14 protein-coding genes and 1 pseudogene are annotated in these 12,634 nt (G+C 36.0%); 7 read left to right on the forward strand and 8 right to left on the reverse strand.

The features are described from left to right. Positions 1-93 precede the first annotated feature (93 nt). Positions 94-912, reverse strand: a complete 819-nt coding sequence (locus tag ACS604_RS17455) for a hypothetical protein (protein WP_238612791.1) — start codon at positions 910-912, stop codon at positions 94-96. 161 nt (positions 913-1,073) lie between these two features. Here ACS604_RS17455 and ACS604_RS17460 point away from each other — a divergent pair, with 161 nt between their 5' ends. Then, the gene (locus ACS604_RS17460) at positions 1,074-1,427 is read left to right on the forward strand and encodes a RidA family protein (protein ID WP_174730889.1); all 354 of its coding nucleotides are present in this window, start codon (positions 1,074-1,076) and stop codon (positions 1,425-1,427) included. A 147-nt stretch (positions 1,428-1,574) separates the two neighbouring features. Here ACS604_RS17460 and ACS604_RS17465 read toward each other — a convergent pair whose 3' ends face one another. Next, a complete protein-coding gene (locus tag ACS604_RS17465; RefSeq protein WP_474772394.1) occupies positions 1,575-2,075 on the reverse strand; it encodes a DUF2726 domain-containing protein in 501 nt (166 codons plus the stop codon). A gap of 314 nt (positions 2,076-2,389) precedes the next feature. Beyond that, positions 2,390-2,488, reverse strand: a pseudogene (locus ACS604_RS17470) (hypothetical protein); the annotation flags it as partial. Positions 2,489-2,620: 132 nt separating this feature from the next. On the opposite strand from ACS604_RS17470, the gene ACS604_RS17475 reads away from it, so the two are divergent. Beyond that, entirely contained in the window at positions 2,621-3,400 is a 780-nt protein-coding gene (locus ACS604_RS17475; protein ID WP_474772395.1) for a hypothetical protein, read from the forward strand. Further along, complete coding sequence (locus ACS604_RS17480) at positions 3,400-3,921, forward strand: 3'-5' exonuclease (protein WP_130037661.1); 522 nt, start codon at positions 3,400-3,402, stop codon at positions 3,919-3,921. The genes ACS604_RS17475 and ACS604_RS17480 overlap by 1 nt, the downstream gene beginning before the upstream one ends. 30 nt (positions 3,922-3,951) lie before the next feature. Here the strand turns inward: ACS604_RS17480 and ACS604_RS17485 are convergent, their stop codons facing one another. The 3 genes from ACS604_RS17485 to ACS604_RS17495 all read right to left on the reverse strand — a co-directional run bounded on the left by ACS604_RS17485 (position 3,952) and on the right by ACS604_RS17495 (position 8,357). Next, the gene (locus tag ACS604_RS17485; protein ID WP_474772397.1) at positions 3,952-6,333 is read right to left on the reverse strand and encodes a YgiQ family radical SAM protein; all 2,382 of its coding nucleotides are present in this window, start codon (positions 6,331-6,333) and stop codon (positions 3,952-3,954) included. A 212-nt stretch (positions 6,334-6,545) separates the two neighbouring features. Then, positions 6,546-7,805: an esterase-like activity of phytase family protein gene (locus ACS604_RS17490; protein WP_474772398.1), complete on the reverse strand. Its 1,260-nt coding sequence runs from the start codon at positions 7,803-7,805 to the stop codon at positions 6,546-6,548. A gap of 147 nt (positions 7,806-7,952) precedes the next feature. Further along, positions 7,953-8,357, reverse strand: a complete 405-nt coding sequence (locus tag ACS604_RS17495) for a helix-turn-helix domain-containing protein (protein ID WP_004795245.1) — start codon at positions 8,355-8,357, stop codon at positions 7,953-7,955. A gap of 81 nt (positions 8,358-8,438) precedes the next feature. Between ACS604_RS17495 and ACS604_RS17500 the strand changes: the two genes are divergently transcribed. The 4 genes from ACS604_RS17500 (at position 8,439) to ACS604_RS17515 (ending at position 10,635) form a co-directional block, all read left to right on the forward strand. Beyond that, positions 8,439-8,924, forward strand: a complete 486-nt coding sequence (locus ACS604_RS17500; protein ID WP_474772400.1) for a DUF2938 domain-containing protein — start codon at positions 8,439-8,441, stop codon at positions 8,922-8,924. An 18-nt stretch (positions 8,925-8,942) separates the two neighbouring features. Further along, positions 8,943-9,503, forward strand: a complete 561-nt coding sequence (locus tag ACS604_RS17505) for a flavodoxin family protein (protein WP_474772402.1) — start codon at positions 8,943-8,945, stop codon at positions 9,501-9,503. 10 nt (positions 9,504-9,513) lie between these two features. After that, positions 9,514-9,747, forward strand: coding sequence for a DUF2798 domain-containing protein (locus ACS604_RS17510; protein WP_474772404.1), 234 nt, complete (start codon positions 9,514-9,516; stop codon positions 9,745-9,747). Positions 9,748-10,026: 279 nt separating this feature from the next. Continuing rightward, complete coding sequence (locus ACS604_RS17515) at positions 10,027-10,635, forward strand: lytic transglycosylase domain-containing protein (RefSeq protein ID WP_443270869.1); 609 nt, start codon at positions 10,027-10,029, stop codon at positions 10,633-10,635. Between the two features lie 53 nt (positions 10,636-10,688). Here the strand turns inward: ACS604_RS17515 and cysK are convergent, their stop codons facing one another. Further along, entirely contained in the window at positions 10,689-11,687 is a 999-nt protein-coding gene (cysK, locus tag ACS604_RS17520) for a cysteine synthase A (RefSeq protein ID WP_474772405.1), read from the reverse strand. Positions 11,688-11,993: 306 nt separating this feature from the next. Continuing rightward, positions 11,994-12,536, reverse strand: a complete 543-nt coding sequence (locus tag ACS604_RS17525; RefSeq protein WP_474772407.1) for a GNAT family N-acetyltransferase — start codon at positions 12,534-12,536, stop codon at positions 11,994-11,996. Positions 12,537-12,634 lie beyond the last annotated feature (98 nt).

The following is a 12,634-nucleotide window of genomic DNA, read 5'->3' on the forward strand; positions in this document are numbered from 1 at the left end:
CATATCGTCCTGTGATTGGCGTGACGACCAAATCCGAATATTACAGGGCACAAATGTGCCCTTTTATTATAATTTATTCTTTAATAAAAACATTTATATATTACAGTCCTGTTTGGTCATTTTAATTTTAGTTAATGGTACATTATCTTTATATAAATACTTTAAATTAAGTTGCGCTCCTTTATTTAATAATTCTTTCATTTTTATATTATTGCAAACACCTTTAACAATTTCAGGAACACCATTAACTTCCATTGCTTGTACCCATTCAGTAGGCATATCCACAGACGTTATATGAATCAGACGATAATTCAACGTTAATTCTTTCCCTTGGGCCTCAACATGCTCTAAATTTGTTTCTCGATCTACTTGCATAGGCAAGTTTTTATTGATTATCTTGGCCCCAAAAGTTAACTGTAGCGGCAAATCATCCTTAATACTTTCTTTACACAAATTCTGAGGGACACTTGTAGAATATTCCTCTGTAATATATAACTGTTTATCCACCCCACGAGAAACCACCATATAGTAATCACGATCTGTAAAACAGTTATTAGTGCTATATCTCGTCGCTGAAATCTTTGCAGAATTTTGACTTCTCGTCACTTTCACATCACTATAGTTAGATGTATATCCCAGCTTTTGAAGCATTTCTTGATTTTCTAAAAATAGTTCTTTTAATTTTTTCCCAGACATACTCATGCTTTGTTCAATACCATCTGGTGTGATTTGTTTTTGATGAAGTTTGGCATTGTCTGCATAGAGTTCCATTCCTTTCGGATCACTCTCATTCGACAATTGTTTATATTTTTCAAAGAACAATATATATTCTTGATCAGGATTTATAGCATGCGTTATTGTTGTCATTCCCACTAATCCTCCCAATATAATAATCTCTATTTTTTTTCGCATGGTCATGTCCAATATATTATTTTATTCAATGCAGATATTAGCAATTTATAATAAATCTTGTCATTAATTAATTATAGCCACCAATATCAACTAAAAAAATTCCACTGCTTAATTCAATCAAGTACAATCTTTTCTATTGTTTTTTAAATCAGGTAAAGCTTATGTCCGTGCAGCGTTTACACGTGACTTCACGCTACTGCGAAGTTGCGATTTCAGGTAATTTAGTACACTTAGCTGGCCAACTCGCAGATGATACAAGCGTCGATGTTACAGCACAGACTCAACAAACTTTAGATAATATTGACCGTCTATTGGCAGAAGCTGGAACAGATAAAACCCATATTCTTTCTGTTATGATTTTTCTAAAAGATATCGACAAAGATTATGCAGCAATGAATGCTGTTTGGGATGCATGGATTAGTGAAGGACATCCACCAGCACGTACTTGTGTAGAATCCAAACTTTATGCACCAGACGTGCTTGTAGAAATGACGGTAGTTGCAGTACTTCCATAATTTTTATAAATATAAAGTGAAACTAAATTGAGCAATATCTCTAGTTATATTGCTCAATTTTTTAGTAGTTTTAACATTTTTAATGTCAGCATGTTATTAAGATCCTCTTTAATGAGTTCTCTAATCAATTGCTATAATCTCTAATTTTTAAGACTTCACAAACGCATTTGACATTCGTTCTAGTTGCGGCGTTGCATGTAAAATTGCCATCTCTGTTTCTGGAGTCAATAAGTCCCTTCTTAGATCGTGATAATCAGGCACCTCACTGTAATGAAGCACACGATAGCCAGCCAGTTGTAATAGACGACGTTCATATTGTTGATGCGCTCGGCGTAAACCACTTTCTCCAAGAACAACCACTACAACAACCTGATAATTTTGATCAAGCACAACAAAATCAGCCACCATATTTTGATATTTTCGACGTGTATGCGCATATTTTGTAGTTAATAATGCATCAAACGATACATGTGCCAACACGGTAAATTTAGGCAAAACTGTTTGTAGTCTGGTTAATGTCATTTGCTCATGACTGGTTAAGACTGCACGGCGCTTCAAGGCACTATCATGTTGATGCCTTCGCGAAAGACTTTTCACTGCCATTACAACAGCCAGAAATAATAATAAGATCGTGATTAAATAGTACATGGGTCCAATCCTTTAGGTTTTTTATAATGATTTTGCTAGATCACACTTTGTTTTAATTGATAACGACACAGCCGTTTTTTAAAAGGTTCACTTAGTAATTTCACTTGTAGTTATCAAGCTTGGCTTAAATTTAGCCACCCTCACATTATTTATAATCATAGAATCTACAACAATCAAGTGCAGCTCGTCAGATTTTTGCTATTTATCATTATTCGTTACGTTTTTTGTACTTTTAATCAGCAAAAATCTCACTATACGATTTAAAACGTCACATTAAAAACAAAATAGGCTCTGTTTAAGAGCCTGTTTTATCATTATCCACGAGCTTTCGACTTTGGTTTACTTTTACCACCAACTGGTCTCTTCTCACCTGTTTCACGAGGAGGTAAACCTGTATGTTGCGTTAGAAACTCTCTGTAAATTAAAATTTAACGTCTATCGCCTAATTCGTCATCTTCTAAAAACTTCAATAAATACTATATGTTAATATTACATTTGGTTTTAAAATAAACTTATCTATATAAATTTTTTGAATGAGAAATTGTATGCATCCTTTATTATCAAAAATAAAATATTCAAAGCTTATGTGGATCAGTCTCATATCTATACTAGTATGCTTAGGGATTCTATACATTTTTGAAGGAAAAATAGACAAAACTTGGTTTGCCGCACTAACTAATATACTAATAGCTATTCTAACTTGTATTCTTGTATCATTCTGGTGGAATAAGCTTTTACTAGATACTAATAATCATTATTCAAAATCAGGTGTCAAAGACTTCTTTGATGATTTTTCAGAAGCTGAACCTATTATTAAGAAAAAATTAAAAAAAACAAAGAAAGCAACTATATTTTTTATGTATGGTAAAACCTTTCTCAATAGTTCTACGAGCCAAATAAGAAAAATGCTTTCAAAAAAAGGAAATAAACTTGTAGTCGTAATTGCTAGTGAAGCAAATCCTTTTATTGATCAATATGAAAGATTTTGGACTTATTCTTTAAAAGAAAACATACAAAATACTCCAAAAAGCTTGATGGCTTTATTCGATGAAATTGATCCAAAAAATAGAGGTCATTTACAAATATATCTATATAAAGATGGCGGATATTGTTATAGCTACTACATGCTAGACAATGAAATATATCTAAGTCCTAATAAAATGGTTCTCGCAAAAACTTTTAAGCCTATTACAATTCATGCTCAAAAAACATCGCATAAAAATTGCCTATATAAAAAAGTAAAACAAGAATTTAACTACATGCTTAAAGAAAAACAGATAGAACTATTATATGATTCAAATTCGCAACAAGAGGTAAATCAATAATGTGGTGTTTTTTAGATCTTGAAACAACAGGCATCAATCTCTTTCAAGATCACACCATAGAAATAGGTGCTGTTCTAGTAGATGAAAATTTTCAAATTATAAAAACTTTTCATTCATTTATAAAACCAGATAAAGCTATCACTTTTTCGAATGCATCAAAAAAAATACATGGCTTAACTGAGTCTTTCTTTGATGATAAAACCAACACTACAGCTGTTCTACATCATTTTTTTAATGAAATGGGAACAGATTTCAGATTTGTTAGTTGGAATGTATCATTCGATATAAGTTTTTTTAAAAAACTATGCCATATAAGCAAAATGACTGAACAGTTCAATAAAATTAATTATCGGCATATAGACTTACAATCTATTTTTTATTGGTATTGTATTAAAAACAACCTAGATAATATGTCATCTTTAGACGATGCATGTACTTTTTTTAATATCTCAAGAAGTCAATATCATAACGCTCTTGAAGATGCTGAGATTGCTTATCAAATTTTTAAAAAAATATATTAAAAAGGCTCTGTTTAAGAGCCTGTTTTATCATTATCCACGAACCTTGCTTTTAGGTTTACTTTTTCCACCAAATGGTCTTTTCTCCCCTGTTTCACGAGGAGGTAAACCAGTGTGTTGGGTTAGAACCTGTCCTTTTTGTGGACGTTTTTGCCCTGTTCCTGAACGAGATTGCCCCTGACCACGTTTTGCTGAATCACCCGCTACAGAAGAGTTCTTCTTACGTGCCGACTTATATTCACCTTCAGCAGTACCTTGTGGCTGATAGGTTGGAATTAAATGCTGCTTTGAATTACCAATTAAATCTGCACGGCCCATTTCTTTTAAAGCTTCACGAAGCAATGGCCAGTTGTTTGGATCATGGTAACGTAAGAATGCTTTATGCAAACGACGGCGTTTCTCACCTTTTACAATATCAACTTTTTCAGTATAGCGAGCTACTTTAGCAAGCGGGTTTTTACCCGAATAATACATGGTTGTTGCAGTTGCCATTGGCGATGGATAGAACGTCTGTACCTGATCAGCACGGAAACCATTCTTTTTCAACCAAATTGCAAGGTGCATCATGTCATAATCTGAAGTACCCGGATGTGCTGCAATAAAGTAAGGAATTAAATATTGCTCTTTTCCTGCTTCTTTACTGAAACGATCAAACATTTGTTTGAAACGATCATACGTACCAATACCTGGCTTCATCATCTTAGATAACGGGCCTTGCTCGGTATGTTCAGGAGCAATTTTTAAATAACCACCCACGTGGTGTTGTACTAGTTCTTTCACATATTCAGGGTTGAGTACAGCAAGGTCATAACGTAAACCTGAACCAATCAGAATCTTCTTCACACCTTTAATCGCACGTGCTTTACGGTAAAGCTGTACTAATGGCGCATGATCGGTATGCAAGTTTTGACAAACACCCGGATATACACAGGAAGGTTTACGACAGTTCTTCTCAATTCCTGGGTCCTTACAATGCAAACGATACATGTTTGCTGTTGGGCCACCTAAATCTGAAATAATACCTGTGAAGTTTGGTGCTGTATCACGGATTTTTTCAATCTCACGTAAGATCGAATCTTCCGAACGATTTTGAATAATACGACCTTCATGTTCTGTAATCGAACAGAATGTACAGCCACCAAAACAGCCACGCATAATGTTGACCGAGAATTTGATCATATCAAATGCAGGGAAACGAGCATCGCCATAAGTAGGATGTGGCAAACGTGCATACGGAAGATCAAACACATAGTCCATTTCCTCAGTCGTTAGAGGAATTGGTGGTGGATTGATCCAGACATCACGTTCACCATGGCGTTGAACCAAAGCACGGGCATTACCCGGATTAGTTTCAAGATGCAAAATACGGTTTGCATGCGCGTAAAGTATGTGATCATTTGACACTTCTTCAAAAGAAGGTAAACGAATTACCGCCAACTCTCGCGGTGGTAACTTGTGTTTAATTGCTTTTGACGGTGCTGGCTTTAACTGAACGATTTGAGTGTCTTCATCTAGTTTGTCGCCCTCACGCACAATCGGGTTTGCAACAATCTCTTTCTGGAAATCTTGATACTGAGCCAATGAGTTGCCTTTTTCTTTTTCAACCTCACAGCCATCAATATCTTCAGTCATGACATATGGGTTAATAATTGGATCAACACGCCCAATCGTATCTACATCATTACTCGCAACTTCAACAAATTTTGCTTTTGATGCTTTGTTATGTTTATTAATAATAAATGCTGTACCACGAACATCTGTAATCTCGTGGATTTTTTCACCTTTAGCCAAACGGTGCATCACATCAATAATGGCACGCTCACCATTACCATACATGAGTAAATCGGCTTTTGAATCCATCAAGATCGAACGACGGACTTTATCTGACCAATAATCGTAATGCGCAATACGGCGTAAACTACCTTCAATACCGCCTAATAACACAGGTACGTCTGGGAATGCTTCACGACAACGTTGGCAATATACCGTTGCTGCGCGGTCAGGACGTTTATTTGGTTCATTATTTGGAGAATAAGCATCATCAGAACGGATTTTACGATCTGCCGTATAACGGTTAATCATCGAATCCATATTACCTGCGGTTACACCCCAAGCAATTGTTGGCTTACCTAAAACGCGGAAGCTTTCAACATTGGTCCAATCTGGCTGCGCAATAATTCCGACACGGAAGCCTTGTGCTTCAAGCACACGTCCAATTACACCCGATACAAATGATGGATGGTCAATATAAGCATCGCCACAGACTAAAATAAAGTCACATGCATCCCAGCCGAGTTGGTCCATTTCTTCTCGTGACATCGGCAAAAATGGTGCTGGTTCAAAACACGACGCCCAATATTTGTCGTAATCAAACAGCGCTTTTGGCGCAGTCTGCATGGTGTAGGCAGTAGACATGGCTTGCGAATCTCGGCTAGCAGATGGAGGAGAGACATCTAAAGATGAAAGCCGATGATTTTAACATGAATTTCATTCATTTTCCCTGTTTATAAAACATGCGAAAACAATTATATAGAAATTAATTTGATTAAAGTTTACTCAATATTTTATTCTTGGAATAAATACGGCGGAATAAAATCCGCCGCAGTTTTAATTTTTACTTATAGAGCTTAAAACAAAGCTTTTGGTAAACGAATCTGAATAATCTCATTATCATCAGCCAGTTTTGCGTTACGCCCTGTCGAACCAGGGAAGTTATTATCATTAAAAACTGTAAGCGTTGTACCATTTTCAATGATGACATCTTCAATGGTTTCAAATGGGAAAGCAAAAACCTGTCCCGTACCGATATCCCCTGCTCTTGCTGTGCTATACAACAAATTCGGGTTAGCAATTTTAATTAAATCAACCAAATCTTCACGGCTTACTAGCTGACCGGACTCATGTAATTTAATACGGATTAATTTTTTATAGCCGCCTAAATTATTCTGAGTCGCATCACGTTCAATAATGATCCCTTCTTTATCATTAAAGAGTTGGAAATCACCAATATTGGTTGCCTTGCTGTCTAACTGGAACCAATAATATTTTCCTGTATACGCTTTTTTCTTCAGGTCAAATTGAGAAATCAGTAGTTGTCTTTCTGTTTCCCGAATTGATTTAATTGGCTTTTCTATAAGAGGGTAAAGATACTGCCCGTCTGGCGAAATCGCCATTCCTTCAAAACCACCACTTTGCTGAACTAGAGGCTCTACAAAATTAATTTGTGCTTTATTAAACTGATTTTGTGGCGAACGTAATTCTTGAGTCGGATTTAACGGATTTAGCAGAGCAATCGGTGCATCCAGTAATACTCCATCTGCTGAAAAATGAAGTAAATAAGGTCCAAATTCATCGCCAATCCAGTAAGTACCATCGCTAGTACGTTGCATTGACTCTGGATCAAAATCAGCGCCCGTTAATAATCGATCAGCTGTATCACCATTCACGATATTAAAAGGAATTAACTTATTTGGATCACGCAGCTGGATAAAGCTTTGCACAGTCACTTGCCCCGTGCCTTTAGCTTTAGTTTTGAAATCAGGCTTTAGTTTATAAATACGAAGTAAAAAATCTGCTGAATTATCTTGAGTCCCAAAACCATTATCAGCCATTGCCATATAACTGCCATCTTCATTTTTTAATGCAGCAGAAAAGCCTTGTACAGGTTGACCCTTAAATGGAGGATAAATTCCATTTGCACCTTTCACATATGCGCCAGAGTCTGGACCAGCTGCATAAGTTTCTACAGGTAACTTGGCAAAAGAAATTAAGGTCGGTTCGGTAACTTTTTCAGTAGGTGAAGTTTGTTCTTGATCATTATCATCATTACATGCCGTCAATCCTAAACTGGCGCAGCATAATAATGCGACTAAAGTTTTTTTGCTCATAGTTTTATACAGTTGGTAAAAAATTAAGCAAATTTAATCAATCTTATATGAAGTTTTTACTTCAAAAAGATGAAATCTTTATGGCGAAAATATGACAAACTCAACTGTTCAATACAAACACAAACTAAATGACCTCATCAAAAATAATTAAAGTTTCGTTGGCTGATATTCTCCAGCAATTGCTGCTTTCAAAAAGTTCTGGAAAGTTGGACATTCCATATGATTTTCAGCAGGACATACCGCAGCATGTTGTAATCCTTGGCTGATAAAATGCAATCGTTTAGCCATTTGCTCTAATTGTTCAGCTTTATCTTTTAGTTTTTGCCGATTGAGCTCTGGTTTACCATCTTGTCCAAACATTGTTGCGATTTCATTTAAAGAAAAACCTGCAGCACGACCTAAAGCAATGAGTGCCAGTTGATCAAGCACTTGTTTCCCATATTGCCGACGTAAACCTTGCCGCCCTATCGATTTAATTAATCCTTTCTCTTCATAAAAACGTAATGTAGCGGTTGTGACTTTTGCCTTTTTAGCGACTTCACCAATATCCATAACAACCTCTTGACTTCAAGTGAACTTTAACTTGCACAATAAATTTATCACGTTTCAGACGTATAAAAGCAAGGTTTCAAAATGAATCTCTCCATATTGTTCTTTCAGGCTTTATGTCTCGGCATTGGCGCAACAATTATGATGGATATCTGGCTGTTAACATTAAAGATAGTCAAAATTCTGACCTTAAACTTCGGCTTGCTCGGACGCTGGGTTGGTTGGATATTTAAAGGGAAACTCATCCATCAATCTATAGCCCAAAGCCCTCAAATTAAGGATGAATATTTATTAGGTTGGGTTGCTCACTATAGTGTCGGGCTAATCTTTTCATTTAGCTTTCTTTTAATTGTTGGCTCAACTTGGCTTAGCCATCCTCAGTTTTATTCAGCACTACTGTTTGGTGTAGTCACCGTTCTCATTCCTTTTTTTATTATGCAACCTGCGATGGGTAGTGGTTTTGCTTCTTCAAAAACCCCTCGTCCTTTTTTGAACTGCCTAAAAAGTTTGATGAACCATAGTGTTTTTGGTTGTGGCTTATATCTCACTGCAAAATTATTTCAAATTTAAATAAAGAGGAAACTGCTCATGAAAACCGTTGCCATTATTTACTATAGTCGCCAAGGCCACACCCAATTTATTGCTCAGCAAATTCAAACTGGCATCTTGAATCATAAAGATATTAAAGTAGATCTGCTCAATGCCGAAGATCTTATCGAAAACCCAGAAGTTCTTAACCAATATGACGGCTTAATTTGGGGTTCTCCTACATATTTAGGTGGCGTTTCTTCCAAGTTAAAACAACTCATGGATGCAACAGGTCCTTTATGGAAAAAACAGAAATTTAAAGGAAAACTGGCGGCTGGCTTTACCGTATCTTCCCTTCCCGCAGGTGATAAACAATCGACACTAATTTCACTTTTTACCTTTTGTATGCAACACGGCATGTTATGGGTCGGCAACCCGATTATGCCTGAGCAACACCAAGGGGTTCCTTATACTCAAGCAGCCAATCGTCTAGGCTCATGGTCAGGCTTAATGGCTCAGGCTGAACATGGCAGTAATGCTGATAGGTTTGATGAAGGAGATATTAAAACTGCTCAACAATTTGGAGAAAATTTTGCATTGACCTTAAATGCTTATCAATGAATATAAGGCCATGAAAGCACAGAAGCTTTTATTTCTGTTAATTTTATCTGGAATGATGTCTTTTATAGTTTCGGGTATTTCAACTTTTAAAGTAGTGGGGCTAAATCATCATTTCCTTTCATTGTGGGTATCGGCTTGGATTATTGCATGGATATTGGCTTTTCCAAGTGTATTGATTTGTGCGCCTATAGCTCAGAAACTTGTCGACATTGTATTTAAGAAAGTTGAAAAAGTATATCTGTAAGTTAAAACGTACAAAACTTGCGGTCATTTGCGGATATTCATCTTTAGTATTTTTTCATAATATATGAAGCATAGAGAGACAGGATGTCTCATTGAAGAAGAATAAGAACGCAGGAAGCGGTAGTTGACAGGAGTTAGCTACATAAGCTGAATACGAAAAAACCTCGACAGGATGTCGGGGTTTTTTCATTTTAATTATACAAAATTCTCACTCTTTGCTTGTGCTGAGCAACAGAACTTATATTGATCCGTTGAGTATGGCTGAATACCATGATTTCATTTGAAATTTGATTATCGGTTTTGTATTTTGCTTACCTCATCTTTATCTAACAATTATTTTAATCCGACTCAAATAAACATTTTGAGTCTCAAATTTTTCGTAATTGCTTTAATGACAATAATGACTGGGTGTACAAGCTTAGGCCCGAATAGTGGTTCATTTTCATGGCGTTCAAATAAGCTCTCGTCTGGTCTACAAAAAGCTTATTCTGTTCCACAAAGCACAGCGAATCGGTTATCTCCAATAATTATTCAAAGTGCTGACCAATATAATGTGCCGCCTCTTTTACTTGCCGCGGTCATAAGACAAGAATCGAGTTACAATACTAATGCCCTCTCGCCTACGGGTGCAGTAGGTTTAACTCAAATTATTCCCAGCTATTGGCAACAAACTTGTACTGGTAATTTGTATGATGAATCTACAAATATTCAATGTGGCGCATATATTTTAAATCATTACTATAAGTCAGCGGATAGTTGGTTCAAAGCAACTGCTTATTATAATGTTGGGCCAAGTGGATATCAGAGAAGTTTCTGGACACGGCACAAAGCTAAAAAATATGCTCGATCAGTTAAACATCATCAAAAAGCTTTAAAAAGTGCTTTATAAATAAGCTTAAATAAAAAGCCCATCAATAGATGGGCTTTTTTATAGAGTTAATTTTATTCGTCAAATAAACCATCAAACAGAACAGAAGATAAATAACGCTCCCCACTATCTGGCAGAATAACAACAATAGTTTTACCAACATTTTCAGGGCGTTCTGCAATTTTTGCCGCCGCAGCCAAAGCTGCGCCACTTGAAATACCCACTAGAATACCTTCTTGGGTTGCACAGTTTCTTGCCCACTGAATTGCTTCTTCGCTAGTCACTGGTAAGACTTCATCCACAAGATCTAAATCAAGATTCTTTGGAATAAAGTTCGCACCAATTCCCTGAATTTTATGCGGCGCAGGTGTAATGTTGTCTCCATTTCTAGTTTGAGTAATAATTGGAGACTCAGCAGGTTCAACCGCTACAGAATACAAAGGTTTATTTTGAACTTGTTCGAAATAACGAGAAATACCAGTAATTGTGCCACCAGTACCTACGCCAGCAACCAAAATATCAATTTGTCCACCTGTTGCTTGCCAGATTTCAGGACCAGTTGTATCTACATGGATTTGTGGATTCGCTGGGTTCTCAAATTGCTGAGGTAAGAAATAAACATCTGGCTGTTCAGCTGCTAATCGTATAGCTTCATCAACTGCACCTTTCATTCCTTTCGCTGGTTCAGTTAAAACTAAATTGGCACCGAGTGCTTTTAATACTTTTCTACGTTCAAGACTCATACTTGCAGGCATAGTTAAAGTAATTGGATAACCCTTAGCAGCTGCAACAAAAGCCAATGCAATCCCTGTATTACCACTGGTTGGTTCAATAATATGCATGCCTTCTTTTAACACGCCGCGCTTTTCTGCATCTGCAATTAGTGCCGCTCCAATACGACATTTCACAGAGAATGCAGGGTTACGGCTTTCCACTTTTGCTAATACGGTTGCACCAGTTTTAATCAAACGGTTAATGCGAACTAAAGGAGTATTACCAATAGCTTCTGCATTATTTGAATAAACTGCTATTCCTAAATTATTGGGTGTTGGAAATTGCTGGTCGGTAGACATGTTATATCCTTATTAGATTTGGAATGATTCTGAATCATTATAGGCTTCTATAATAAACAGGAAAGTAGAAAAACCAAGTAATACCTAAACTCTCAAATGAACAGCCTATCTTATTTATAGATTTATTTTTAATAAATAATTACTTAAAAATCAAAATATTAGATTGTAAAAAATTTGTTTGTTTATCCATAAGCCACACAAGAAATAATATGAACTCTGGCTATATGTTTCACATTATTAAGACTATTCTAATCTTCTTATTGAACATTAAAGCTAATGTTTATTCAATATTTTATGTAATTAGAATTACCAAAGTTCACCCTCTCTCCAATCGGCACAAATAGTATCATCTTCTAACTTATGAGTTAGTCGCTCCTTCAGCTTAGTGCTCAACGGAAATAACATAATTTCATAATCAGCAGTCAGATAAGTAGAAGTTTCATACTTGATGTATAAATCTCCCCACCACGAAATCCAATCTAATTTTTTATAGAACGTCTCATCTTCAGGCTGTAATGCCGCAAGTTCATAGCCTAAAGTAGTTAAAGCATCAGTTAAATATTTTAATAATTTAGATGCGAGTCCTTTTCCACGCATTTTGACATCAGTAGTCACATATTCTATATAAGCAGTTTTTAGAGTGATACCATCTTTTAAGGTGAAAATTCGATCTGTCCATAAAGCATGTGACACAATATTATCACCCAATATGCCTATTATATGTACAGCATTTTGCATGAAGGTATATTGATTCCAAGGATCTTCATCAAAAGCAGCAAAACATAGCTCAGCAATTTGTTGCCGTTGTTGCTTATCTAGATCATGAGCCGCGATGATTTTAAACTGCATAGGCAGAAACTCTATTTTAATTGTTTAAATCATAAGCAAAGCTCGAAATAATATGAAGTTTTTTAGTTAAAACCCCTTAATATTTATTACCCGCATGC

The organism is Acinetobacter sp. Li1LvA2 (assembly GCF_056156705.1).

Coding starts and splice junctions, on each gene's coding strand:
- ACS604_RS17510 (WP_474772404.1), top strand. CDS start 9,514: ATGAAAGCACAGAAGCTTTTATTTCTGTTAATTTTATCTGGAATGATG.
- ACS604_RS17505 (WP_474772402.1), top strand. CDS start 8,943: ATGAAAACCGTTGCCATTATTTACTATAGTCGCCAAGGCCACACCCAA.
- ACS604_RS17460 (WP_174730889.1), top strand. CDS start 1,074: ATGTCCGTGCAGCGTTTACACGTGACTTCACGCTACTGCGAAGTTGCG.
- ACS604_RS17500 (WP_474772400.1), top strand. CDS start 8,439: ATGAATCTCTCCATATTGTTCTTTCAGGCTTTATGTCTCGGCATTGGC.
- ACS604_RS17485 (WP_474772397.1), bottom strand. CDS start 6,333: ATGTCTACTGCCTACACCATGCAGACTGCGCCAAAAGCGCTGTTTGAT.
- ACS604_RS17495 (WP_004795245.1), bottom strand. CDS start 8,357: ATGGATATTGGTGAAGTCGCTAAAAAGGCAAAAGTCACAACCGCTACA.
- ACS604_RS17475 (WP_474772395.1), top strand. CDS start 2,621: ATGCATCCTTTATTATCAAAAATAAAATATTCAAAGCTTATGTGGATC.
- ACS604_RS17480 (WP_130037661.1), top strand. CDS start 3,400: ATGTGGTGTTTTTTAGATCTTGAAACAACAGGCATCAATCTCTTTCAA.
- cysK (WP_474772405.1), bottom strand. CDS start 11,687: ATGTCTACCGACCAGCAATTTCCAACACCCAATAATTTAGGAATAGCA.
- ACS604_RS17525 (WP_474772407.1), bottom strand. CDS start 12,536: ATGCAGTTTAAAATCATCGCGGCTCATGATCTAGATAAGCAACAACGG.
- ACS604_RS17455 (WP_238612791.1), bottom strand. CDS start 912: ATGCGAAAAAAAATAGAGATTATTATATTGGGAGGATTAGTGGGAATG.
- ACS604_RS17465 (WP_474772394.1), bottom strand. CDS start 2,075: ATGTACTATTTAATCACGATCTTATTATTATTTCTGGCTGTTGTAATG.
- ACS604_RS17490 (WP_474772398.1), bottom strand. CDS start 7,805: ATGAGCAAAAAAACTTTAGTCGCATTATTATGCTGCGCCAGTTTAGGA.